General features: G+C 70.6%; 17 protein-coding genes. 11 read left to right on the top strand and 6 right to left on the bottom strand.

Translation table 11 applies throughout. From position 1 onward, the window contains the following. Positions 1-85 precede the first annotated feature (85 nt). The 3 genes from lgt to ABT352_RS19590 all read left to right on the top strand — a co-directional run bounded on the left by lgt (position 86) and on the right by ABT352_RS19590 (position 2,946). Positions 86-907 carry a prolipoprotein diacylglyceryl transferase gene (lgt, locus tag ABT352_RS19600; RefSeq protein WP_350946278.1) on the top strand — a complete coding sequence of 274 codons (822 nt, stop codon included), beginning with the start codon at positions 86-88 and terminating at the stop codon, positions 905-907. A gap of 132 nt (positions 908-1,039) precedes the next feature. Continuing rightward, a complete protein-coding gene (locus ABT352_RS19595; RefSeq protein WP_350946277.1) occupies positions 1,040-1,495 on the top strand; it encodes a GNAT family N-acetyltransferase in 456 nt (151 codons plus the stop codon). Between the two features lie 161 nt (positions 1,496-1,656). Continuing rightward, positions 1,657-2,946, top strand: a complete 1,290-nt coding sequence (locus tag ABT352_RS19590) for a pyridoxal phosphate-dependent aminotransferase (protein WP_350946276.1) — start codon at positions 1,657-1,659, stop codon at positions 2,944-2,946. 66 nt (positions 2,947-3,012) lie between these two features. Here ABT352_RS19590 and ABT352_RS19585 read toward each other — a convergent pair whose 3' ends face one another. Further along, positions 3,013-3,555, bottom strand: a complete 543-nt coding sequence (locus ABT352_RS19585; RefSeq protein WP_350946275.1) for a hypothetical protein — start codon at positions 3,553-3,555, stop codon at positions 3,013-3,015. A gap of 1,317 nt (positions 3,556-4,872) precedes the next feature. Between ABT352_RS19585 and ABT352_RS19580 the strand changes: the two genes are divergently transcribed. The 4 genes from ABT352_RS19580 (at position 4,873) to ABT352_RS19565 (ending at position 10,778) form a co-directional block, all read left to right on the top strand. Beyond that, positions 4,873-7,632 (top strand): helix-turn-helix transcriptional regulator, encoded by a 2,760-nt coding sequence (locus ABT352_RS19580; RefSeq protein WP_350946274.1) that lies wholly within the window; start codon positions 4,873-4,875, stop codon positions 7,630-7,632. Positions 7,633-7,829: 197 nt separating this feature from the next. Then, positions 7,830-7,970, top strand: a complete 141-nt coding sequence (locus ABT352_RS19575) for a hypothetical protein (RefSeq protein ID WP_350946273.1) — start codon at positions 7,830-7,832, stop codon at positions 7,968-7,970. Positions 7,971-8,231: 261 nt separating this feature from the next. Beyond that, complete coding sequence (locus ABT352_RS19570) at positions 8,232-9,647, top strand: hypothetical protein (RefSeq protein WP_350946272.1); 1,416 nt, start codon at positions 8,232-8,234, stop codon at positions 9,645-9,647. Between the two features lie 180 nt (positions 9,648-9,827). After that, positions 9,828-10,778, top strand: coding sequence for a tetratricopeptide repeat protein (locus ABT352_RS19565; protein ID WP_350946271.1), 951 nt, complete (start codon positions 9,828-9,830; stop codon positions 10,776-10,778). 265 nt (positions 10,779-11,043) lie between these two features. On the opposite strand, the gene ABT352_RS19560 is transcribed toward ABT352_RS19565, so the two are convergent. Then, the gene (locus tag ABT352_RS19560) at positions 11,044-11,751 is read right to left on the bottom strand and encodes a neutral zinc metallopeptidase (RefSeq protein ID WP_350946270.1); all 708 of its coding nucleotides are present in this window, start codon (positions 11,749-11,751) and stop codon (positions 11,044-11,046) included. A 304-nt stretch (positions 11,752-12,055) separates the two neighbouring features. Continuing rightward, entirely contained in the window at positions 12,056-13,069 is a 1,014-nt protein-coding gene (locus ABT352_RS19555; protein ID WP_350946269.1) for a LacI family DNA-binding transcriptional regulator, read from the bottom strand. A gap of 343 nt (positions 13,070-13,412) precedes the next feature. On the opposite strand from ABT352_RS19555, the gene ABT352_RS19550 reads away from it, so the two are divergent. Further along, entirely contained in the window at positions 13,413-14,273 is an 861-nt protein-coding gene (locus ABT352_RS19550; protein ID WP_350946268.1) for a hypothetical protein, read from the top strand. A gap of 35 nt (positions 14,274-14,308) precedes the next feature. Here the strand turns inward: ABT352_RS19550 and ABT352_RS19545 are convergent, their stop codons facing one another. Both ABT352_RS19545 and ABT352_RS19540 read right to left on the bottom strand, forming a co-directional pair. Further along, complete coding sequence (locus ABT352_RS19545; RefSeq protein ID WP_350946267.1) at positions 14,309-16,408, bottom strand: tetratricopeptide repeat protein; 2,100 nt, start codon at positions 16,406-16,408, stop codon at positions 14,309-14,311. Between the two features lie 319 nt (positions 16,409-16,727). Further along, positions 16,728-17,810, bottom strand: a complete 1,083-nt coding sequence (locus ABT352_RS19540; protein ID WP_350946266.1) for a YihY/virulence factor BrkB family protein — start codon at positions 17,808-17,810, stop codon at positions 16,728-16,730. Positions 17,811-17,891: 81 nt separating this feature from the next. Between ABT352_RS19540 and ABT352_RS19535 the strand changes: the two genes are divergently transcribed. Beyond that, positions 17,892-18,452, top strand: coding sequence for a ferritin-like domain-containing protein (locus tag ABT352_RS19535; protein ID WP_350946265.1), 561 nt, complete (start codon positions 17,892-17,894; stop codon positions 18,450-18,452). Between the two features lie 127 nt (positions 18,453-18,579). Here the strand turns inward: ABT352_RS19535 and ABT352_RS19530 are convergent, their stop codons facing one another. After that, entirely contained in the window at positions 18,580-19,668 is a 1,089-nt protein-coding gene (locus ABT352_RS19530) for a cellulose binding domain-containing protein (protein WP_350946264.1), read from the bottom strand. A 464-nt stretch (positions 19,669-20,132) separates the two neighbouring features. On the opposite strand from ABT352_RS19530, the gene ABT352_RS19525 reads away from it, so the two are divergent. After that, positions 20,133-21,950, top strand: coding sequence for an ABC transporter substrate-binding protein (locus ABT352_RS19525; RefSeq protein WP_350946263.1), 1,818 nt, complete (start codon positions 20,133-20,135; stop codon positions 21,948-21,950). After that, the gene (locus tag ABT352_RS19520) at positions 21,947-22,954 is read left to right on the top strand and encodes an ABC transporter permease (protein ID WP_350946262.1); all 1,008 of its coding nucleotides are present in this window, start codon (positions 21,947-21,949) and stop codon (positions 22,952-22,954) included. Before ABT352_RS19525 ends, ABT352_RS19520 begins: the two co-directional genes overlap by 4 nt. Positions 22,955-23,044: the final 90 nt, after the last annotated feature.

Here is a 23,044-nt window from a genome sequence, read left to right as displayed (position 1 = left end):
CGTTCGGCATCAACCGGTCGACTGATCACATGATCGGCGTTGCGATCGATGCGGGTGCCGCCCCGGCTGAACCAGACTCGACGCCGTGACCGCCATCCCCAGCCCGACCCAAGCCGTCTGGCATCTCGGCCCGTTCCCGATCCGCGCCTACGCCCTGCTGATGCTGCTCGCCGTCCTCGTCGGCATCTGGGTGACCCGGCGCCGCTGGGCCGCTCGCGGCGGCGATCCCGGCGCGGTCGAGGACATCGCGATCTGGGCCGTGCCGCTCGGCCTGGTCGGCGCCCGGATCTACCACGTGGCCACCGACTGGCAGCAGTACTTCGGCCCGGGCGACGACCCGCTGCGCGCGTTCGCGATCTGGGAGGGCGGGATCAGCATCTGGGGCGCCGTCGCGGGCGGCGCGGTGGGCGCGTGGCTCGCCTGCCGCCGGCGCGGCATCGCGCTGCGCGACTTCGCCGACGCCGTCGCGCCCGGGATCGCGCTCGGGCAGGCGATCGCCCGATGGGGCAACTGGTTCAACCAGGAGCTGTACGGCGGGCCGACGACCCTGCCCTGGGCGCTGGAGATCGACCCCGCCCATCGGCCACCCGGTATGGAGTCCACCGCCACCTACCACCCGACCTTCCTTTACGAGTCGCTGTGGAACCTTGGCGTGGCCGGGTTCGTCATCTGGGCCGAACGACGGTTCCGGCTCGACCGCGGCCGGACGTTCGCGCTCTACGCCGCCGCCTACAGCGCGGGTCGCGCCTGGATCGAGTGGCTCCGCATCGATCCCGCCCCCCACGTCCTCGGTCTGCGCCTCAACAACTGGACCGCCCTGCTCGTCTTCACGGCCGCGGTCGCGTACCTCGTCGCCAACAGAAAGGCCGCTCCAGCGGATGGACAGGTCGGTCGGCTCCCTTATTGATATGCGTGAGGAAACGATCCGAACCCTCCACTCGCGATCGACTCCCCGCGGCAGGGTCCGGCTCACCATGGCCCGAGAATGTGACGTGGCACCTGCGGGACCGAAGCCGAAGCCCTCAAGAAAGGCGAGTGGATGAAGATTGTCCTCGACGACCTCTCCGGTGCGGAGATCGCCGGTTTTCTCGACGAGCACGTCCAGGAGATGCGAGCCGTCACCCCCCTGAAGAGCAAGCACGCCCTCGATCTGGACGGGCTTCGCCGGCCCGAGGTCACCTTCTGGTCGGTGATGGACGGTGACAGCCTGGTGGGCTGCGGCGCGATCAAGAGACTGGACGCGGGACACGCCGAGGTGAAGTCGATGCGCACCGCGCCGGCGCGCAAGCGCAGCGGGACGGCGTCCCTGCTGTTGGAGCACATCATCGCCGAGGCCGGGCGCATGGGATTCACCCGGCTGAGCCTTGAGACCGGGGCGAGCGAGTTCTTCCTGCCCGCCCGGAGGCTGTACGAGAAGTTCGGCTTCGAGTACTGCGAGCCGTTCGCGGACTACGAGTACGACCCGTACAGCGTGTTCATGACGAAGAAGCTGTGAAAATCACGGGTCACGGGTCGCGGTGATCGATCGTTCCCGCCGGTGAACCCCGGATCCCCGGGAGTCGCCCGAGCCCGGGGGCGCCCTGCTGAACCAGCCGGTATCCAGGTGCGTAGCTGGGGGTGTCAGAGGCGTGAACATCCGTCAGCAGGAGGCCCCCGTTGGCCGGTTCCACCCACCGCCGAGCGCACGGTGCAGCGCACAGCCCGTCGTACTTCTCGCTCATCCGGGCCGCGCCGGAGCGGGGGGAGGAACCGGTCGACTTCTGTATCCCCTGCAATCCGTACTTCCCCACCCCGGAGGCCTTCGGCGTCCTGGAGCACAACCTCGCCACGATCCTGAAGTTCTATCCCAGCGACGCCGACACGATCACCGCCGAGCTCTGCGGGGTGCTGGGCCTGAACCCGCAGACCGTCGTGATGGGCAACGGGTCGACGGAACTCATCACCTGGATCGACCACCTGCTGGTCAGGGAGAGCCTCGCGGTGCCGATCCCCACCTTCGGCCGCTGGACCGACCAGCCGATGGAGACCGGCAAGCGCGTGGACATGTATCCGCTGCCGGAGAACCAGGGATTCGCGCTGGACGTGGACGCCTTCGTCAACTTCGTCAGGCATCGCGGCTCCCGGGTGGCGGTCATCTGCAACCCGAACAACCCCGACGGGGGCTACCTGCGCCGACACGAGGTGATCGCCATGCTCGACAGGCTCGTCGACCTGGACCTGGTCGTGGTGGACGAGTCGTTCATCGACTTCGTCGACGCCGAGCCGTATCCGAGCGTCGCGAACGAGGCGGCGATCCGGCCGAACGTGGTCGTGCTGAAGAGCCTCGGCAAGAACTTCGGGCTGCACGGCATCCGCTTCGGCTACATGGTGGCGAACCCCGCCCTGGCGGACAGGGTGCGGCGCGCCCTGCCCCGGTGGAACCTGAACTCCTTCGCCGAGACCGTGGTCTTCATGATCCGCCGGTACATGTCCGAGTATCTGGACAGCCTGCGGCTGGTCGCCCTGGACCGCGAGTCGATGCGCCACCAGCTGACCCGGGTCCCCGGCCTCACCGTCTTCCCCTCCCAGGGCAACTTCCTGCTGGTACGGCTCCCCGGTGGCAGGGACGGCGCCGCCCTGCGCGACCAGCTGCTCGACGAGCACAACCTGTTCGTCCGCGAGTGCGGAAACAAGCTCGGTATGACCAGCCAGTTCATCCGCCTGGCGGTCCGCCCCGAGCAGGACGTGCGGCGCCTGATCAGCGGGTTGTACGCGGTCCTGTACGAGAGCGGGAACAGGTCGCTGAGCCCCGTACCCCCGCCCCTTCCCGCACCGGCCCCGATCCCGACGCCCACGCCCACGCCCCTGTACGACCCGCTGCCCGCGTCCCCCTCCACGCAGACGCCCCTGTACGAGGGGGACCGCCGCTTCGACATGCTGTCGTCGGCCCTGCCGCCCTCCATCTGAGACGCCCGCGCCGGCCGCCCGCGTTTCCGGCTCCCGCCTTTCAGTGAAGGCGAAAGCCGGTTCCGGTCAGCCCGCGGTGAAGCGCCAGCCTTCGGTGACGGTCGGAGCGTTGGTGGTGCCTCGCTGGGTGCCCCGGTCGAAGCACTTCTCGCGTGGTCGTCCCACGACCGCCGGCCAGGAGAACACCGTCTGGACGTCGTAGACCACGTCGTACGCCTGCACGCCGTACTGCCCGGTCACTCTGCTGTGCGGAGGGACGACGAGGCTGGCGTTCACACCGATGGCGGTGGTCCGTTCCTGCACGATCTGCGTGCTGACATTGGTCTGCAGATATTTGGTCAGCTCGGCTGTCGCGCCCACTGTGACGCTGATCCGCCAGGTCCGTGACTGCGATGAGCTGAACGTCGCATTGATTGGCGTGTCAAGGGCGTTGTCCACGACACGGGCGTCACTCACGTTGAACGTCGAGGCAGTGGAAATCGCGGTGTATCGGTACCCCGCCAAATAGGGGGTGCGGCCGTAGAACGCCAGCTGCCAAACGATGGTGGGGTCGGTTGGGCAGGAAATCTGCGGACCAGGCCCGTCGGCATGTGCGATGCCCGGCGTCACGGTCACACCTAGACTTGAGATCAGGGCCGTGAGCACCGTGAACGCGGTGAGTCTTCTATGCCGTCCGCTGAGTCTTCCGGCCATTCCCCGCCGGTCGTGCGCTCTGCTTCGAGTGCCGGCCAATCTTTACCTCCACGCGACTTGAGTTTGCACCGGTCCATGAGTGTGGCCGGTTCTTCCACATGGCCGCGCTGCCGGGCGCCGCTTACGACTGCTGTATTGAGAGGTACAAACGCATACTTTGATTGCTGTCCGGGCACCTGTCAACAGTCGGAATAGTGCCCGGCCACTCGGGTCTTCGGTGTCTTCGTCCAGGCGATGGAAAGGGCCCCGATGAAAAGGAGCGATTCACGGCAGGGGAGTTCACGGAGTTGATGGCGGGGACGAGTCGGGGCCTGGGCCCGCGACTTCCCTTACCGAATCGGATATGAAGTTTGCCGGCCTCGCCGAGGTCCGGGCGCCGGTCTCGGATGTCGAGCTTGACCGTCTCGGTGATCCGCAATCCCACCCGCCTCCACAGTGACGCGGCGAAGTATCAGACGCCTGGGAGTAGCCGGTGATCGCACCACACCGGTGATCGCACCACACCAAGGCTCATCGGCACACCCCCGCTCACTGCCTCCGGCCAGACATCTCAATCACCGGCGACACTTCAGGAATCCCGACGGAACGCCAAGCGGTTCACTACTCTCGGTGTGGCGTTCCTGTCAGGGTGTGCAGGCGCAGGCTCGGCGCGAACTCGCGGGAGTTCCTGTGGCAGCGCCTGATCGCCGGGTGGCAGGTCGTCCGCTGGGCACCGCCCGCGCCGTCGGTGATCTCTCTCCTGCCTCACCTTCCGTTCCAGGCGTCCGAAAAAAAAGGGGGTGGCCGTGGCCGGAGAGTCGTACTCGGTGCGCCGTGTGACGTCTCGCGCGACATGCGAGGTTTTGATCACTTCATGTCATCATGCACTTACCCGGTGCGGGAATCGTGGAATGCGTCTCGCGGGTGAGGCAATCAATGGTCGCCTCCTCTTTCGGTCGGCCGTATCCGCAGGCTGCCGCACCTTTGTCGAAGATGGACCGCTCCCATTTCGGAAAATGCCGTGGGAGGGCCGAGGGGAAGGGGCGTCGCGGACCCGCCGGACGATGGAATCCAGAGTGTCCGGGGGGCGCGGCCTGCGTCCGAAGGCGTTCCGTGCCCGCGAGGGCGGGCGACGTGAAATTTTCCCGAATCCGTTTCGTGAGAAATCTTCAGATGAAACGCGTGCCGACAGGTTGATTCCTGACCCATAATCGCCGTCAAGAACATGTGAATCGTGAAAAAGGGAGCGCTGCGTTGTACGGCAGAACCTCTCCGCTGTTCATCGGCCGGAAGCGGGAACTCGACTTTCTCGGGGAGGCGTGGAGGGATGCCGGACGTCGTGACGCGCGGATCGTGGGTGTCCGGGGGGCGTCCGGGATCGGCAAGACCGAGCTGGTCGAGCGCTTCCTGCGTACCGTGCCCGGAGTGCGGACCGTTCGCGCCTTCGGTGACGAGGACGCGCTCGCCCACCCGTGGGGCGTCCTGGAGCAGATCGCCGAGCAGCTGCCGACCCCGGTGCTCGCCAGGACGCTGGCGGGCCAGGCCGAGGCCGCCTTCGTCGGCCAGGCCCTCGCGGCGGAACTCGTCGCCGCCGACGCGCTGATCGTGGTCGTCGACGACGCGCACTGCGGCGACCGGCAGTCGATGGCCGCGCTCCGCCTGGCCGCCCGGCGCCTGCGCAACGCCCAGGTCATGCTCCTGGTCGTCCACCAGGCTCCGGGATACGCGACGGGAGCGGCGCCGGACGCGCCCCGCCTGGAACTCCACGAGGGCTGGGCCCGCATCTTCGACTCGCCGCAGGGGCGCCTGCTCCAGGTCGAAGGACTCCCCGCCGACGATCTGGTGCGGCTAGCCGTCGCGACCGGCCACGACGGGCTCACCCTCTCCGGCGCGAAAAGGCTGCACGAGCACACCGACGGCAACGCGCTGCACTCACTCCTCCTGCTGGACCAGGTGGAGATGCACTCGATCAACTTCGGCAACGGCCCGTTGCCCGCCCCCCGGGGCATGACGCAGGCCGTCGTGGCGAGGCTGGCGTCGTGTGACCGCCGTACCCGCGAGGTCGTCGGTGCGGCGGCGGTGCTCGGCCGCCGCTTCGGCCTGACCGACCTGCGTGCCCTGGCCGGCGTCGCCGACGCCACCACCCCCCTCGCGGAGGCCGTCGGCGCCGGGCTGGTGAAGGAGATCCCCGGGACGGCGGGGCAGGAGTTCGCGTTCACCACCCTGCTCGTCTGGGACGGCATCTACTACGACTCCGGCATCGAGCGCCGCCGCGCCCTGCACCGCAGCGCCGCGCTGCTCGGTGGCCCCGGCGCGCTGTGGCACGGGATCGCGGCGTCCGGAGGCGGTACGGACGGCGAGCTCGCCGAGCTGGCCCAGGAGGAGGCCCGGTTCCTGCTGGCGCGGGGCAGGCTTCCCCTCGCCGCGGTGTACGCCCGCCACGCGGTGGAACTGACACCACCGGGACCGGACAGGGTGGCCCGCCTGCTGACGGCCGTGGAGACCCTGCTGGTCTCCGGCGACGCCACCGTCGCCCGGCGCTACGAGAGTGAGGTCCTCGCCGCGCCACCGGGTCCCTGGCGCGACTACGTCGCCGGCTACCAGGCACTGATCTCCGGGCGCGTCGCGGAGGCGAAGCTGCTGCTGGTCCAGGCACTGGGCGCCGCCGAGCGCGACGGGGCGGAGAACCCGCACGCGCCCGCCGACCTGCGGGCGCGCATCGCGGCCCAGCTCGCGATCATCGGGGTGGTCGAGATCTCCTACCCCGAGATGGTCGAATACGGCACGGCCGCCGTCGCGGCGGGCAGTCACGAGCCATGGGTGCGGGCCTTCGCCTGGTTCGCCCGATCCCTGGGCTGGACCCTGGCCGGACGGGCCGAGGAGGCGCTGGCGTCCCTGACGGACGCCGACCTGCCGGGGTCGGTGGCCGGGCTGGACGGGCTGGTGGCCCGCGGGATGATCCGGCTGTGGACCGACGATCTCGAGGGCGCGTCCGCCGACCTGCGTGACGGCGTCGCGCGGGCCACGCGCGGCGAGGCGCTGCGGGTCGGCCAGGCACTCGGTTTCCTGGGCGAGGTCGAGTTCCGCCGGGGCAGGCTCGACGACGCCGTCCAGTTCACCAGGCTCGCCGTCGGCGACGCCGAGGAGAACGAGCGAATCTGGGACTACGCGCTCCTGCACTCCCTGGCGTGTTTCCCCCAGGCGGCCAGGGGAGAGTGGGACCAGGCGCGCGAGCACGCCCGCCAGGCCGCGGAGTGGGCGCCGATCGTCGAGAGCAGGGTGAGCCTCGCCTACGCGGCGGGCGCGCGTGCGGCGATCGCCCAGGCCCAGGGGGACACCCGGCGGCTGCTCGTCGCGGCCGAGGCCATCGAGGCGCACTACGACTCCCTGGAGCCGGGAACCCACCTGTTCGGCCCGGTCTGCGCCGACGCGCTCTCCCAGCTGGGCCGGGTCGAGGAGGCCGAGGCCGCGCTGGACGTCTTCAGCGACAGGGCCGCCTCCAGCGGGCGCCGCTCGACCCTGATGTCCATCGCGAGGGTCAGGGGCCAGATCGCCGCGGCGAGGGGAGACCACACGCGCGCCGTACGGGAGTGCGAGGAGGCCCTCGCGCTCGCCCGCGAGGTGGGCCTGCCGATCGAGGCGGGAAGGATCGACCTGGTGATGACGCGCTCCCAGCACGCCAGGGGGCGCCACGCCGAGGCGGAACGGCTGCTTCGGCGGGCACTGGTCGCCTTCAACCGCACCGGCGCCGCGGCCTACGCCGCCCTCGCGCTGAAGACGGCCGGGGAGCTCAGGCTCTCCGTGGACGGCCCCAACGCCGCCTTCAGCAGCCTCACCGGGGCCGAGCGCGAGGTCGTGGCGATGGTCTGCGAGGGCATGACCACCCGTCAGATCGCGCAGCGGCGCTCGGTGACGATCAGCACCGTGGAGACGCAGCTGAACCGCATCTACGCGAAGCTGAACGTGACCAACCGGATCGAGCTGCGCGCCGTCCTGTCCGACCCCGGGGATTGACCGGCGGCCGGGACCGGACACCCGGCTCACAGGAGCGGCATACCGGCGGCGCGGCCGGGCCGGTGCGGGTGAAGCGGGCATGTCAAGGTCCGTCGTTCCATCCGTAGGGGTGGTACCTGGACGCCTTCCGCTCTCCCGGCGACTACCGTGGGCGCCGCCAGAGCGCCGGCAGAGCGGTGCCGCAGAAGGAGGCCGGAATGCGGTTGACCATCGACGTCCAGAGGACCGCCACCGGTCACATCGCCGGGACGGTCGCGTCCGACGACTCCGCGCAGCCCGTCCCCTTCCACGGTGTCATCGAGTTGGTCACCCTCCTGGAAACCCACCTGGACGGATGACCGCACGAAGGGATGCCGCGCCCCCCCTGCGGGGCTGGAGATCGTCGTCCATGGAGTGCACGCCAGGGGAGAACATCGGATGGGCAGCACATCGCACCTCACAACGGGACGCCGGCGTCGCGGACCCGAGCCGGGCCGGGCGCACCGCCGGCCGCGGGCCGGTACGGTACCGCGGGCACCTCTCGCCGTACAGGACGTACGGGACGTGCCGGTGGTGCGTCCCGAGGGGAACGGTCGCGCGGGGTCGGCCGGGGCGGTCGCGTGAACGCCACCATGACGGCCTTCGTGCCACCGACCGACGACGGTCACGACCTGCTGGACAACTGGATACGGCCGATCTGCGCGAGACTGGGGATCCGCCTCGCGGTCGCTCTTCCCGGCGCCGGCCAGATCACCGCGCTCGCGGCGCAGCGGGCGTCGACCTTCGTCGTGTGGGACTGTTCGGTCGAGGGGCCGGAGGACGTCTACGCGGCCTTCAACATGCGCGCCAAACTCGACCCGGGCAGCATCGTCCTCAGCCGCACCCCGCTGCCGCGCAACGTGCTGACCCGCGCCAGCCACGCCCCCGTCCACGGTGAGGTTCTGGAAAACCCGGAGCTGGGCGTGTGGCTGGAGCGGCGTCTGCGCCGCGTGCTGGGCGCGGTCAGGACACCCGCGCCACGCCTGCCCGAACCCCGGGCGCACTACTGGATGTTCGACGAGCCGGCCGACTACTTCCTCAGTTTCCACGGCGAGCGCCGGCGGGAGGCGGGGGAGTGGCGCGAGGCCTTCGAGAAGGCCCACTCGGTCACCGTGCGGATGGTGTCGCCTCGCGAGTACTCCTACCCGGCCGAGGTGGTCACCCGGCAGCAGATGTGGGAGGGCGTGGCGCGGCTGATGTACGAGATCGTCACGACGGGCAGGGCGATCGTCCATCCCACCCCGGACTACTTCGCGTCGTTCTGGACGGTGAGCGAGTTGCTGGCCACGCTGTGGCTGCTGCCGCGCGGCTCCACACCTCCCATGATCACCTCCGCGTACGCCGCCCGCCCCTCGGGCGGCATCCGGCGGATGGAGCACCTCACCGCCCGTGCCGTCCTGGGCGTCCCCTTGCTGAGCGACGCTCACGCCGACCGCTTCGCCAGGCTCGTCAACCACGCCGATCCGATCACCACCGTCCCGCAGATCCGGAGACCCCACGAGGGCGGCGGGAGAGATGTCACCGGGATGGTGAGGAACGTCGGCCACCGCGACCCCGAACTGGCGTCCTCACGGTTCTGGGACGAGGTGCGAGTGCCCTGCCCGATCTGCGCTCCCAAGGGCAGGCGTGCGGCGAAGGTCGACTGGGACCGGCACATGGACCTGTCGTGGAACGAGCGGGGAGTGGACCAGTACGGCTATTTCACCGCCCGCCGCGAGGACCTCGGCGCGGGAGGGATCCGCTGCCCCGGGTGCCGTACCCGCCTGCGCCTCGTCAACGAGCACGGCGTCCGCACGCTCTGGACACCGGTCGCCGAGGGGGAGACGGAAAGGGAGCGGCCGGTCCTCCGGCGCGACCCTGTCTGGCAGGTGCTGCCGGACGGCCCGCGGGAGGCGGAGACGCTTCCGGGGAAGAAGGGGCTCGGGGCCCTCCTCGACTTCCGGGACAGAGGATTCCCCACCGGGACGAGGTGGGTTTCCGCGCGAGGTCTCGGCTAGGGGCGAGAAGCCCCTCGGGAAGTCGTCACCCCCGAAATCGGAGCGTTCCAAAACAGCAGAAGACCTGGTCATCGTCACCGACGGCTCGGTTCGGCGAAAGGAGGCGAGATGGATCCCGGTGACACCGTTCGAGTTCAAGGAGGGTTCTCATGCTCAAGGAGAAGGGATGGACGCCACCCCTTGCCGGTCCGCGGACCGGAGCACCCCGGTGAGACCGTGGTGAAGGTGGAGGACGGCGGTGCGTCCGCGGAGCGCGCGCACCGTCTTGCCCTGTCGCTGAGCCGCCGCTCCAGCGTGCTCGGAGCGGCGGGGCGTCACGGGGAGGCGCTCGCCGCGAGTGAGGAGGCCCTCGCGATCGTCCGGCGGCTGGCCGCGGACGACCGTGACACCTACCTTCCCGACCTGGCCCTGTGCCTGGCCGGGGCGGCGACCCGGTACGTCAGGCTGGGCCGCAGGCACGAGGCGGTCGAGGTGGGCCGCGAGGCGGTTGCCGTCAGGCGCGAGCTGGCGCGGGCGCGCCCCGGCGACCACCTGCCTCACCTCGCGGGTTCGCTGAACGGCCTCGCCTGCGACCTGGGTCGCATCGGCAGGCCGGAGGCCGCCCTGGACGCCGCCCGCGAGGCGGTCGACATCTACCGGGATCTCGCCGCGCGGAACCCGGTCGCGCACGAGCCCGGTCTCGCCATGGCGCTGCACACCCTGGCCCAGCGGACGGCGTCGCTGGGGCGGCTGGAGGAGGCCGTGCTCCACAGCACGAGAGCCGTCTCCATCCGGCGCGGGTTCGCCACGGAGAACCCGTCCGCCGGTGCGGTGGCCCTCGCCACCGCGCTGCACGGCCTCGGGTGGCTGCTCGCCGCGCTGGGCAGACGCGAGGAGGCCATCGCCGCCTACGCGGAGTCGGTGACGATCCGCCGCGGGCTCACCCTGTCGGAGGACGTCCAGGCCGCCGACCACGGCTACCTCGCCGCCGTGGCGGGGGAGTGGGCGGACCTTCTCATGGACGCGGGCCGCCTCCCGGCGGCCATGGAACCACTGGAGATCGCCAGAGCCGCCTCCGTGCACGCCGGCGACATCGAACGGGCCGGCCGTCTGGCCGCCCTGATGGAACGTGCCGGAAGCATCCGCGTCTGACCCCTCGCCTCCCGTACGGAACCGGAGGCCGGTTTCCTCGGGGAGGGGGAGCGCGGTGGCGGGGACGGGATTCGCGTCCCGCACGGGGAGGAGGGGACTCGTGCGGGCCGGAGGTCCGCGTGCGGGAGGGGAGACCCGCACGCGGACCGGGGGGTGGGCTTCACGACCCCGGCCCAGATGACCCCTCCGTCATCCGGGCCGGGGTCCTACCCGGCGGTGAGCCGGGTGCTGTGGTGGTCGTGAGCCGGGAACGTCCTCGCCCTCGTCACGCGAAGCATCCCCCCACGCCCTGGCGTGCGCCCCGGTTGAAAGCGCCCAGGCGTTGCGCGGCGGTGCCGTGGTCGCTCACGTCGGTCCAGGGGGTGTCGTCCGCGTGTGCCCGCAGGGCCGCCGCGATCTCCTCGGTGTCGCCGGTCTCGAAGAACAGGATGCCGTCCTCCGCGGCTCCGAAGAGCGTGGCTCCGGCGAGGCAGTCGGCCTGGAGTTCGAGCTGCCGGGACAGCAGCCGCTGGGGGATGCGGGCCTGGACGGCATGACCCCATTCGTGCGCGATGATCAGATAGACCCAGGCGTCGCCCTGCCGGTATCCCATTCGCATGAGGTCGACGTCCCAGGCGACGAAGTCGTAGGGCGGCCAGCAGTACAGGGCGTTGTCATCGGGAAGGGGATATCCCCGGCATGTTGGCGTGTCGCCCCGCGCGCCGTCGTACCCGCCGAGAACGCGCGGAGGCGAATACCTGCCGGGAAAGAAATCCGGCCAGTGTGTCGCCCAGAAGCGGTTGATGACGTACCGCGCGCTGCGGATGTCCTCGTTGATGTCGTCGAGGCCGCTCGCGGCGGAGGCGCCCACCGGGGCGTTCGCGCCTGTCGTGGCGTTCGCGGTTCCCGCGGTACCCACGATGCCCGCGAGCAGCGCGCCGGTGAGCAGTACGGCGAGTGCGAGGCGGGTGGTTCTCCGTCGTGAAGCGGCCATGGTTCTCTCCCCCGTCGCTGGCGGCCACATACCGGATGTAATGGTCTATCGCCGGGTTTTTTCGCAGGGCAGCGTCACCATATGAGGAAAGGTAATACGGGAGAGGAGCTATCGCGAGATCGTATGAAATATCGTGCTAATTCGTCGCTGCATTCGAGGAATTAGCGGCACGTCATAATCATCGCGAAGCGATCCCCCGGCACCCCTCCCGCGATCATGGCCCCCAAGCGGAGACGATCGCTCCCCCGGCGGGGACTACGGTCCGCGACCGGGCCCGGCGGACGGCGGGAAGGTGAGGGGGCGGTCAGCCCGCCGGGGGAGCGGAGCTCTCGCGGATGATGAGGTCGGTGGAGAGCTCGACCCGGCGGGGCTCGGGGGACTCACCACGGGAGATGCCCAGGGCCATGCGGGCGGCGACGAAGGCCATCTCCTCCAGAGGCTGGCGGACCGTGGTGAGCGGCGGCCAGGCGGACCTGGACAGGGGCAGGTCGTCGAAGCCGACGACGCTCAGGTCGTCGGGGACGCGCAACCCACGCTGCCTGGCGGCCTCGAAGACGCCGAAGGCCTGCAGGTCGCAGCCGGCGAAGATGGCGGTGGGCGGGTCGGGCAGTGAGAGCAGGGTGTGGCCGTGGTCGTGGCCGGAGCCGACGAGAAAGTCGCCGTACAGGATCAGCGCGGGGTCGACCTCGACCCCCGCCGTCTCCAGCGCGGCCCGGTAGCCGTCTATGCGGGCGCGGCTGCACAGCACGTCGGGCGGACCGCCGATCATGCCGATCCTGCGGTGGCCGAGCTCCAGGAGATGCCGGGTGGCGGTCAGGCCGCCCTGCCAGTTGGTCGCGCCCACCGAGGCCACTCCGGGAGCGGGCTCGCCCTCGGGATCGACGACCACGAAAGGGATCGAGCGGGAGTTGAGCCGGTCGTAGCGCTGCGCCGAGAGGTGGGAGCCGACGATGATCACACCGTCGGTGCGGCGGGCGGCCAGCCGGTCGAGCCAGTCGCGGCCGGGGCCCGCGTGGGTGTGCAGGACGGAGATGACGATGCTGGCCCCTGCCTCCGCGGCCGCCTTCTCGGCCCCGCGGACGAGCTCCATCGCCCACGGGCTCTCCAACTCGGCGAAGATCAGGTCGATCAGGCCCGCCGGGCCGTCGGAACCGGTCGTGCGCCGGATGTAGCCGTGCTCGCGCAGCAGCCGCTCGACCCGCTTGCGGGTCTCGGGCGACACCTCGGCCCTGCCGTTGATCACCTTCGAGACCGTCGGCGCGGAGACACCCGCCTCCTCGGCGATGCGGGCGATCGTCACCCGGGGCTTACCTGGCATGCCCGGCAGCATATCCGAAACCTTTCGGAGTGTGGCCGGTGGCCTGGGAATACGCCTCTTCGTCTCCCAACGGACTCTCGCCCGATACGCCCCCGGAGCCTGATCGTTATCGGAGGGTGGAAAATTTTTGTGGCCGCCGGAAATATTCGCCGCCGTCACCGGCGGCCCGGGCGGCGCTCAGGCCTCGTCGGCGCGGACGCGGCGCAGGGCCCACGCTCGCAGGAACCGGTCGCGCCACACTGCCGCCGTCCGGCTTCCCCTTTGGCGACAGTTATTTACTTACCACAAGGAAGAGCGGATTCTCTTTATATAGTTTCATACAGTCTTGGAAGGGAGGTCCGGCATGGCTGGGGACGAGGTCACGCGGTTGCGTGCCCTGCGGGCGAAGATGGACGGCACCTATGGCGAGGTCGGGTGGCGCCAGGCGCTCACCCAGGCGATCCTGCGCCGGTGCGCCGACGAGGATCTCCCGGGCACCGTGAGCCGGACGGATCTCGACGAGGCGGCCGAACACGCGGGCTGGCTCCTCGCCCACGACTGCGACCAATGGTCCTTCGCCCTGGTGGGACGGGTGCACGAGATCCGCTGGGAGGAGTTCGGGGATCCCGCCGATCGCGACGTCGCCATCACCATGCTCTGTGAGGCGGACGACCTTCGCGAGGAGAACGCCTGGTTCAGCGCCGCCGACCACGAGGCCCTCGCCGAGCTGCTGCTGAGCCGTCACGCGGACCGGGGCGTGCCCTACGACCTGGACCTCGCGGTCGACAGGCTCAGAGCTGCCCTGCGCGAGTGCGACGACAGGTGGTCGGCCCTCTATCTGCGCTACCGGCTGGGTACGACGCTGGCTCTGCGCGCCACCCGGCCGGGGGCGGGCACCGATCTCGGCGAGGCCGTCGCCCTGCTCGAAGACGTGCTCCCTCACCTGCCGGAGGGCGACCCGGCCACGAACCAGGCGACGTTCGCCCTGGGCGGGCTCCTGCGGAGCAGGGGGATCACCACCGGCAGCGCCGCCGACCTGGAGCGGGCGGCAGGGCACTTCGGCCTGTTCCTGGAGGCCACTTCCGACGACGACCCGCTCTGGCCCAAGGCGGCGGACGACCTGGCCAGCACGCTCACCCACCTCGGCCGGCCCGCCGCACCCGGCCGCGGGGGAAGGCGAGCCCACCGTACGGGGTCGCGTGGCACCCGTCGCGGAGAACCGTGACCGACGGGTCCACCGGGCAGGCCGGGACGGCACGGTCAGTCGTCCTCCCACAGACGGTCCTCCGGGGTGCTCGACGTGGGCTCGCCCACCCGTGCGGCCACCGACCGGGCCTCGGCCAGCAGCGGGTGCCCGTCGCCCAGGGGCGGGCGGCCGTGAGCCAGCGGGCGGCGGTCGAGCAGGGGAGCGAGCAGGGGCGCTACCTCCTCCACCTTTCCCGAGCCCATCCGGCGCAGCGCGAGGTCCAGGCGCCCGGCGAGAACCAGCGGGTGTGAGGCCTCCAGCACGTCCTCGCCCATGGCGACGAGCGCCGCGCCGGTGGTCTCCGCCTCGTCCTCCAGACCGAGGGCGTACGCGGCCCGGGCGGCGAGCAGCAGCCGCTCGGCCTGGCCGGGGAAGTCGTCGTCCATGTCGTGCTCGTCCTTCGCGAGGGAGGCGAGCACCCGCGCCGCCCCGGCCGCGTCGCCCAGGGCCAGCTGCGCGGCGGCCTGGGCACGACGCACCGGTCGTTCGTCCGGGAGCGTACGCAGGGCGGCGAGAGCCTGGGCGGGCTCGCCCGAGGCGGTGAGGGCCGTGGCGCGGACCAGTGTCGCCTCGGCGCCCAGCCGGGGCGAGACCTGCCGGGCGAACCACTCCGTGGTGACGGTGACCCCGGTGAGCAGCCGCACCGCCTGCGCGGGGAACCCCGCGGTCAGCTCGATCTCCGCCAGAAGCACCGTGTCGTACTGGGGCCAGTAGCCCTCGGGCGGCAGGTGCTGCGTCCGCAGCCGGAGCGCCTCGGTCAGGTGGTGACGCGCCTGCGCGGGCTGGCCCGCCGCGAGCAGGGCCTCGGCGAGGGTCACCCTGGCCGAGGCGGTGTTGACGCTGTCGGGACCGAGGCGTTGCTCGCGGTCGGCGAGCGTCGCCTCGGCCAGGGTCACGCCGGTGACGATCCGGCCCGCGCGGGAGGCGGCCCTGGCCATCGCCTGCCGGGTGAGCGTGAACCCCCGCCACGCCGGGGTGACCCCGGTGGCGGGGACACCTTCGACGCGCTGCTCGCTCACCTTCGTCAGCTCGCGCAGCCCTTCGCAGGGACGGCCGGCCTCCACCAGCACCTCCGCGAGGTTGTGCCGGGCCCGCGCGCCGAGCGACGTCGCGTCCGCGGAGGCGGGAAGCCCTCCCGCCACCCGCAGCGACCGCTCGAAGCACGACCTCGCGCCCGGCAGGTCGCCCAGGCGCAGCAGGGCGATACCCTGCCTGCTGGTCACGTCGCACAGGGTGCGCGGGTCGAGGTCACCGGCTGCCAGCAGGTCGGCCAGCTCGCCGCCGACCTCCGCCGCCCGCGCCAGCAGAGGGCTGCCGTCGAGCAGCACCTGCAGGACCGTCTCCAGGGCACGGCTCCTGGCACGGCCGCCGGAGTCCATCCGCTCGGCGAGCTCGGCGGCCCGTTCGGCGGTGTGCAGCCGCTCGGCCCACTCCCCGGCCAGCGGGAACAGGTCGCGGGCGAACCAGTGCGCGCAGAGCGCGGTCGCCTGGTGCTCCGCCACTCCCTCGGGATCGTCGGCCATCGACCGGAAGGCGAGTTCGGACAGGCGCTCGGCACTCGCCGCGGCCCACCCCGCGGACGGAACGGCGACCGCGAGCGCGGCGAGCTCCAGCCGGGGCTCCAGAAATCGCGCGTACGCGGTGACGCGGCCCTCCCACCCCGCGGCGGCGGTGGCGCCGTAGACCTCCGTCGTCTCCCACACCGGCTGGCTCTGCCCGGCCGACGGGCGCTTCTCGGAGGTGGAGATGTCACCGATGCCCAGGCGCACCTGGGCCAGCATGAAGCGCTCCACCTGGTGAAAGCGCGCCACTCTGCGCAGTGCGGCCGTGACCAGGCGCCGCGCGTCGAGCAGGGAGCGCGGCGGCTCGGGCGCGAGGTCGTCCGAGGTGAACTCGTCGAAGGCGTGCTTGACCGCGAGGGCCACCAGCACGCGCCGGCTCCTGACCTCGTTGTACAGCCAGACGGCGCTGCGGCCTCTGTCGCCCTCGGTGCCCCGCGGCAGCCGGACCCGCTCGGCGACGTCCTCGGCTCTCACCTGGTGGTAGTCGCCGCTCCGGAAGGCGTCGGCCGATGCCGCCGCGATGGCCGCGAGCCTGCGTTCCTGTGCCGACACCCTCGCCCCCTTCGGATCCGCACATGAATATATCTCACTATGGTGGAAGAGGCTCTTGGTTGATGAGTTGACTATCGAGATGGGTATCCCGATGTCACGCCTGGTTTTCCAGATCACGCTCGGGCGCCCGGGGGAGCCACCCTCCGGAGCACCGGGGGACCTTGAGATCCTCCGATGATCACGCGGCGCCCCGGACGGGGCAGGGTGGGACGAGACGGCGGAGCGGCCGGTCGTCGTGGAACGGGTCGCCTACGGACGGGCCGCTACGGGCGCACCGTTATGGGCGGGCCGCTACGGGCGGGCCTTCAGGGATGAGCCGCTACGGACGAGGCGGCCCGTTCCCCGATTCCCGCCGGCGCCCGCGCAGGGCTCCCACGAGCGTCCTGGCGATCGTGACGGCCGCCGTACCCACCGCGCCGACCAGGGGCTCTCGCTCCTCGGCCGCGGTGGGACCGGGGTCGGGGTGAACGGGATCCGCCCGCCCGGCGCGGACGGCCTCCAGTTGCGCGGCGAACGCCAGCCCCAGGAAGAGGGCGATCGAGCTGAGGAACGACCACAGCAGCAGCGCCATGACGGCCGTGAGCGGTCCGTACGTGGCGCCGAAGGTGCCGCTGCTCTCGGTGTAGAAGGCGAGCAGGAGGGTGAAGACCGTCCACAGGACGAGCGAGACCAGGGCGCCGAACGCCAGCCAGGTGTGACCGGGCTGCCTCCTGCGCGGTGCGGCGCGGAACAGCACCGAGGTCGACAGCAGCGCGAGGAGGAAGCCGAGCGGCCAGCGCACCAGGTCGAACGCCTCCCTGGCGCCGTCGCTCCAGTCGTAGACCTGGGCCAGGGCCCTGCCGATGGCGCCGCCTCCGACCATCACCACGAAACCGGCGGTCATGAAGGCGCCGGCCGTCAGCGCCATCAGCAGAGCCCTGCCGTACTTGCGATGGAAGGGACGGTCCCGCTCGACGCCGTAGATGCGGTTCGCCCCCCGCTCCACCTGGGCCATGGCGCTGGTCAGCGAGGACACGGCGGTGGCCAGGCCGAGCCAGAGCGCGATGACACCCCCGGTGCGGCCCGCCTGCCGGTGGCTGTCGGAGAGCACGTCCTTGACCGCCTCCACCCCCGCCCCCGGCGCGAGCTTGCTCAGGACCAGCTCCAGCACCTCGCCGAGATGCTCCTGGTTGATCACCGAGCTCAGCCCGACCAGCGCGATCGCGCCGGGGATGATCGACAGGCAGACCTGGAACGCCAGGGCCCTGGCGTTGGTCATGCCCTCGCCGTATCTGAACCTGCTGAAGGAGTCGCGGACCAGATGCCAGCGGCCGTATTCGCGCAGGGCGGCCCAGGCGTGGTCGGCCGAGAGCTCTTCACCGTTCATGGTCCGCGTCTGCGGGACCTTCGTCGCTGTTCCCATGTCGAGCGGGTGGCTACCCAGAAAGCGACACCGCGAACAAAAGGTGCTGGATAACCCGCCGATTCTGGGTAGGGCAGGCTCATGGCTGAATTCCTCACAGATATCAAGGAGCTCCGGGCGCGGGCGCGTCAGGAGATCGACAAGGGTCCCATCACGTCGGCCTACGGCGCGGACCTGCCCCGGGTGATCCAGGTGTGCAACGAGGCCCTGGCGACCGAGCTGGTCTGTGTGCTCCGCTACAAGCGGCACTACTACACCGCCTCGGGTATCCACGCCGGGGTGGTGGCCGCGGAGTTCCTGGAGCACGCCGCCGAGGAGCAGGAGCACGCCGACCGTCTCGCCCAGCGCATCGTCCAGCTCGGTGGCGAGCCGGACTTCAACCCCGAGACGCTGGCGGCGCGCTCGCACGCCGAGTACGACGACAGCCTCGACCTGATCGAGATGGTCAAGGAGGACCTGGTCGCGGAGCGGATCGCGATCGCCTCCTACACGGAGATCGTCAACTGGCTCGGCAACGACGACGTGACGACCAGGCGCGTCTTCGAGGACCTGCTCGCCCAGGAAGAGGAGCACGCCGACGATCTGAAGAGCCTGCTGGAGAGGCTTCCCGGCGCCCTGAGCCAGGGCGGGGAAGCGTCGTAGGGCGCGGACACGAGCGGGCCCCCGGGCCTCAAATGGCCGGGGAGCCGCTCGTGTTCGCGCCGGTCGGCGTCCCGCACGGCCCCTCGCGCCGGGGCCGGGAGGGGACTCCGGCGCGGGGCCCCGCGGGTCAGTCGGCCGTGCAGGACACCTCGGGGACGGGGGAGCCCGGCCCCGAGGCGAGGAAGCCGAAGACCGCGGTCGCGCCGGGTGCCAGGGAGCCGTTCCAGGTGGCGTTCCGTGCCGAGACGGCGGCTCCCGACTGGGTCACGGTCGCGTTCCACGCCTGGTTGATCTGCCGCCCGGTGAACGTCCAGTTCGCCGTCCAGCCGGTGATGGCCACCGGGCCGGTGTTCTTGACGGTCACCTCGCCCTGGAAGCCGCCCGACCACTGGTTGGTCGTCTGGTAGACGGCGGTGCAACCACGGCCCGCCGTGGGCGTGACGGTCGGCGTCGGAGTGATCGTCGGGGTCGGGGTGGTGGTCGGCCCGGAGCCGAGCAGGGCGGCCAGCGCGGGGAACCACCGGTCGGCGATCTTCTGGTCGCCCGACGCGTTGGGGTGCACCCCGTCGTAGGTGTCGTACCCGGTGGTGAAGCCCGTCCACTGGTCGACCACGATCACCGGTGACCGCGCGGTGGTCTTGCTCGCGGCCCATCCGGGAATCGCCGCGTTGAGCGCGGAGACCCGCTGTGCGCACTCACCGCACGTGCCGGGGTTCATGGGGATGATCTGGGCGACGAGGACCTTCATGTCGGGGTTGCTCGCCCGCATCTGGTCCACCAGCTTGCCGTACGCGGACAGGATGGTGGCGGTCGGGCGGTTGCTCCAGACGTCGTTGGTGCCGAAGTGCATCATCACGATGTCGGGCCTGGTCGCCGAGAGCCAGCCGGGAAGCTGGTTCTGGTCGGCGACGTTGGTGACCAGCGCCCCGCCGTGTCCCTCGTTGTCCCCGTCGTGCGCGACGCCGCAGCCCTGGGGCGGCAGGGTGCCGACGAAGTCGATGCCGGTGTGCCCCGCGTTCACGAGGCGGTTCCACAGCAGGGCGCGCCAGCATCCGGGGGAGCCGGTGATGGAGTCCCCGAGTGCCATGATCCTGGTGGCCGCCGCCTGCGCGGGGACCGCGGTGCCCGCGAGCAGGAGTCCCAGGGTCACGACCGCGGCCATCGCGGTCGCCAGAACCGTGAGAATCGTGCCGCCTCCGCGTGCCGTTCTTCGCATCTTCCGCTCCCGCCTCGGTCTCGCCCGGCTGCGGGCCGATGCTAGGCGTCCCGGGCGGGGGCAGGAAGCCGTCCGCGTCCGCGGGGTCCTGACCTGCGCGGTTCTCGCCGGGAGGGTGTAACTTTCAGCCCGCTCTCGTGTCTCGCGGCCTTCCGTGTCCTTTGTGCCTTCCGGACGGGGCCGGGTCCGGGGCCGCTGGGCGGCCTCACACCCCGGTGAGATCGTCCACCTCCCCGCGCGCGGACCGGATCTTCTCCGCGCGGATCGGATCGCCCGCTCCACACGGGGCCGACGGTGATCGGCGCGGGGGTGAAACCTCGGCCGGCGGCCGGTGAAGGAAAGCTACAGAGAGCATCACGAAAGTGGAGATAATTGACGCCGACGGCAGGGCGAACGTATTGTCCGGACAACGCCACACCTCGGTATCAGTGCCCTGACCTCGAAGAACACCCAACGGAGCGTTCATGAAGCGACTAGCAGCGGCAGCGGTCTCCCTCTGCCTCGCAGCCGCCACCGCGGCGTGCGGCGGTAACACAGCCGACTCCGCCAGCTCCGCCGGTGACGTCTTCACCACGATCGACGCGCTCAAGCCGGGCATCGACGCGAACGCGCCGGTCAACCCGTACAACCCCAAGGGCAACGCCTTCCGGGGGTTCAACGCCGAGTGGCTCGGGTGGACCAAGAATCACCTGACCGATCCGAACCGGTTCTACCCGGGGGTCGCGCAGAGCTGGCAGGTCGCCCCCGACCAGTCCTCGATCACCCTCAAGCTCCGCCCGAACGGCAAGTGGTCCGACGGCGAGCCGATCACCGCGGAGGACGTGAGGTTCTCCATCGGCGTGGCCTACACCCAGGGTGGCACCGCCTACGCCCTCGACCCCTCCGCGGCCGGTACGGCCTCCGACATCAAGATCGTGGACGATCGGACCATCAAGATCACCCAGGCGGCGAAGAACCCGAGTTCCTCCTTCGTCCGCAGCGTCATGGAGACCGTCATCGTCCCGGAGCACGTCTGGCGCGGCGTGCTGCCCGCCGACTTCTGGCAGAAGCTGAAGCTCGCGCAGAGCGACGCCCCCGGCGCGGAGGTGGCACGGGCGGGGATCACCAGCCTCGCGGACAAGGTGATCTCCTTCGCCCCGCCCAGGGACGTCTCGGCCGGGCCGTTCGTGCTGAAGCGCGTCAACCCGGGCGAGGCGCTGCTGGTCAAGAACGAGAACTTCTACAACGCGGCCAACGTCGCCGCCGACCAGGTGCGCATCCTCAACTACACCGGCAACGAGCAGGTCTGGAACTACCTGGTCTCCGGCAGGCTGGACAACGCCCCGTTCACCGCGGTCCCCGCGGGGGTGATGCGGCGGATCACCGAGACCCCGGGAAACACCATCGTGAGGGGATACTCGCCGGTCAGCATGGGACTCGCGTTCAACCAGTCCAGGAAGCCCTACGACAACGTGCACGTACGCCGGGCACTGGCGTACCTGATCGACCGCGCGCAGGTCACCAAGGTCGCCTCCCCCGAGGGGGGCGCCGCCTCGGCCACCACCTCCGGCCTGCACGAGGAGGCCGCGAAGGCGTGGCTGGGCAACGGCATCGCAGCCCTGGACCCCTACCGGCACGACCCCGCCAGGGCCGAGAGCGAGCTGCGGGCCGCGGGGATGAGAAAGGCCGACGGCAGGTGGACGATGCCCGACGGCAGCCCCTGGAAGATGACCATCAACGTGCCCGCCTCCTTCTCCGACTGGCTGGCGGGCGCCAAGGCCGTCACCAGCCAGCTCAACGACGCCGGGATCGACGCGCAGGTCGTCACCACCGCCGACTACCCGCTCTACCTGGAGGAGATGGCGGCGGGGAAGTACGACCTCGGCTTCTGGCTGGTGGCGCTCGGCCCGGCCCCGTACAACATCTTCCAGCGTCTGTACGGCGCGCAGAACGGCTGGCAGCTCTTCGGCGGCAGGCTCAAGCACGTCGCCCCCGGCACGGAGGGCAACTGGATGGGCGGCGCCGAGATCATCGACGTCAAGGGCGTGGGCAGGGTCAATCCCGGTGAGCTGGCGGTGAAGCTGAACTCCGTGCCCGAGGCGGAGCAGCGGGGCATCGTCTCGACCCTCGCCAGGACCGCCAACCAGGACCTCCCGGTGATCCAGCTGTGGGACTACGTCAACACCCAGGTCGTCAACACCACCCGCTTCACCGGATTCCCCGGCGACGACAGCGACGCGCTGCGTCTCACCTCCGGGGTCTGGCTCCAGCTGGGCATGATCAAGAGGAGGAGCCAGATATGACGGTCATCGCACGCCGCCTCGCGGGCCACCTCGTCCGCGGGCTCGCCATGATCCTGGTGGTCACCACGATCAGCTTCGTGATCATCAGGAACATCCCCGGAGACCCCATGCGGGCCCGCTACGAGAAGCTGGTCGAGCAGGGCATGTCGCCGGAACAGGCCGAACGCGCCGTCGCGGTGTTGTACGGGTTCATGCCGAAGGGCACGATGTGGGAGCAGTACGTCGACTACATGAGAGGTCTGCTCCACCTCGACCTCGGCCAGTCGCTGAGCGTTCCCGGCGCGGAGGTGACCACCCTGCTCGCCTCGGCGGCGACGTGGACGATCCTGCCGGTGCTCATCGGAACCCTGCTCAGCTTCGCGGTCGGCATCATCCTGGGCGTCTACGCGGCGATCAAGCGGTCGAGCAAGCTGGGGGACATCCTGGCCGTCTCGGGCTCGCTGCTGCACGGCCTGCCGCAGTACGTCCTCGCGCTGCTGCTGAGCGCGGTCTTCACGACGCTGCTGCCGATCTTCCCCGCGAGCGGCACGGCGGACGTCACGCTCGAACCTGGCCTCAACGCTCCCTACATCGGCTCGCTGATCCAGTACGCCACGCTGCCGATCCTCACCTACGCGCTGGCCGGATACGGGGGCTGGATCCTGGCGATGAAGTCGAGCGTGGTCACCGTGCTGGGCGACGACTTCATCCTCGCCGCCGAGCTGCGCGGCATGAAGCGCGGCGTCATCTTCCGCTACGTGGCGCGCAACGCGATCCTGCCGCTGTTCACCATCCTCGCGCTCTCGCTGGGTCTGCTCTTCGGCGGCGCGATCTTCATCGAGCGGATCTTCACCTACCCGGGGCTCGGCCTGTTGCTGCTCAACAGCATCACCGACCGCGACTACGCGCTGATGGGCGGGGCCTTCCTGCTGATCACCGTGGCGATCGTCATCGCGAACATCGTCGCCGACATGCTCTACACCGCCATCGACCCACGGGTCCGTTCCGGACAGGAGGCGTCATGACCGGACGAATCAGGGGAGCCGTGGGAAACCGCCTTTCCGGCACGCGGGCGGCGGATCTCACGAGCCCGTACACCCGCACCACGGGGGTGA

This window comes from Streptosporangium sp. NPDC000563 (assembly GCF_040299985.1).
GTDB lineage: Bacteria > Actinomycetota > Actinomycetes > Streptosporangiales > Streptosporangiaceae > Streptosporangium.
This window is presented reverse-complemented; position numbering and strand designations above follow the sequence as displayed.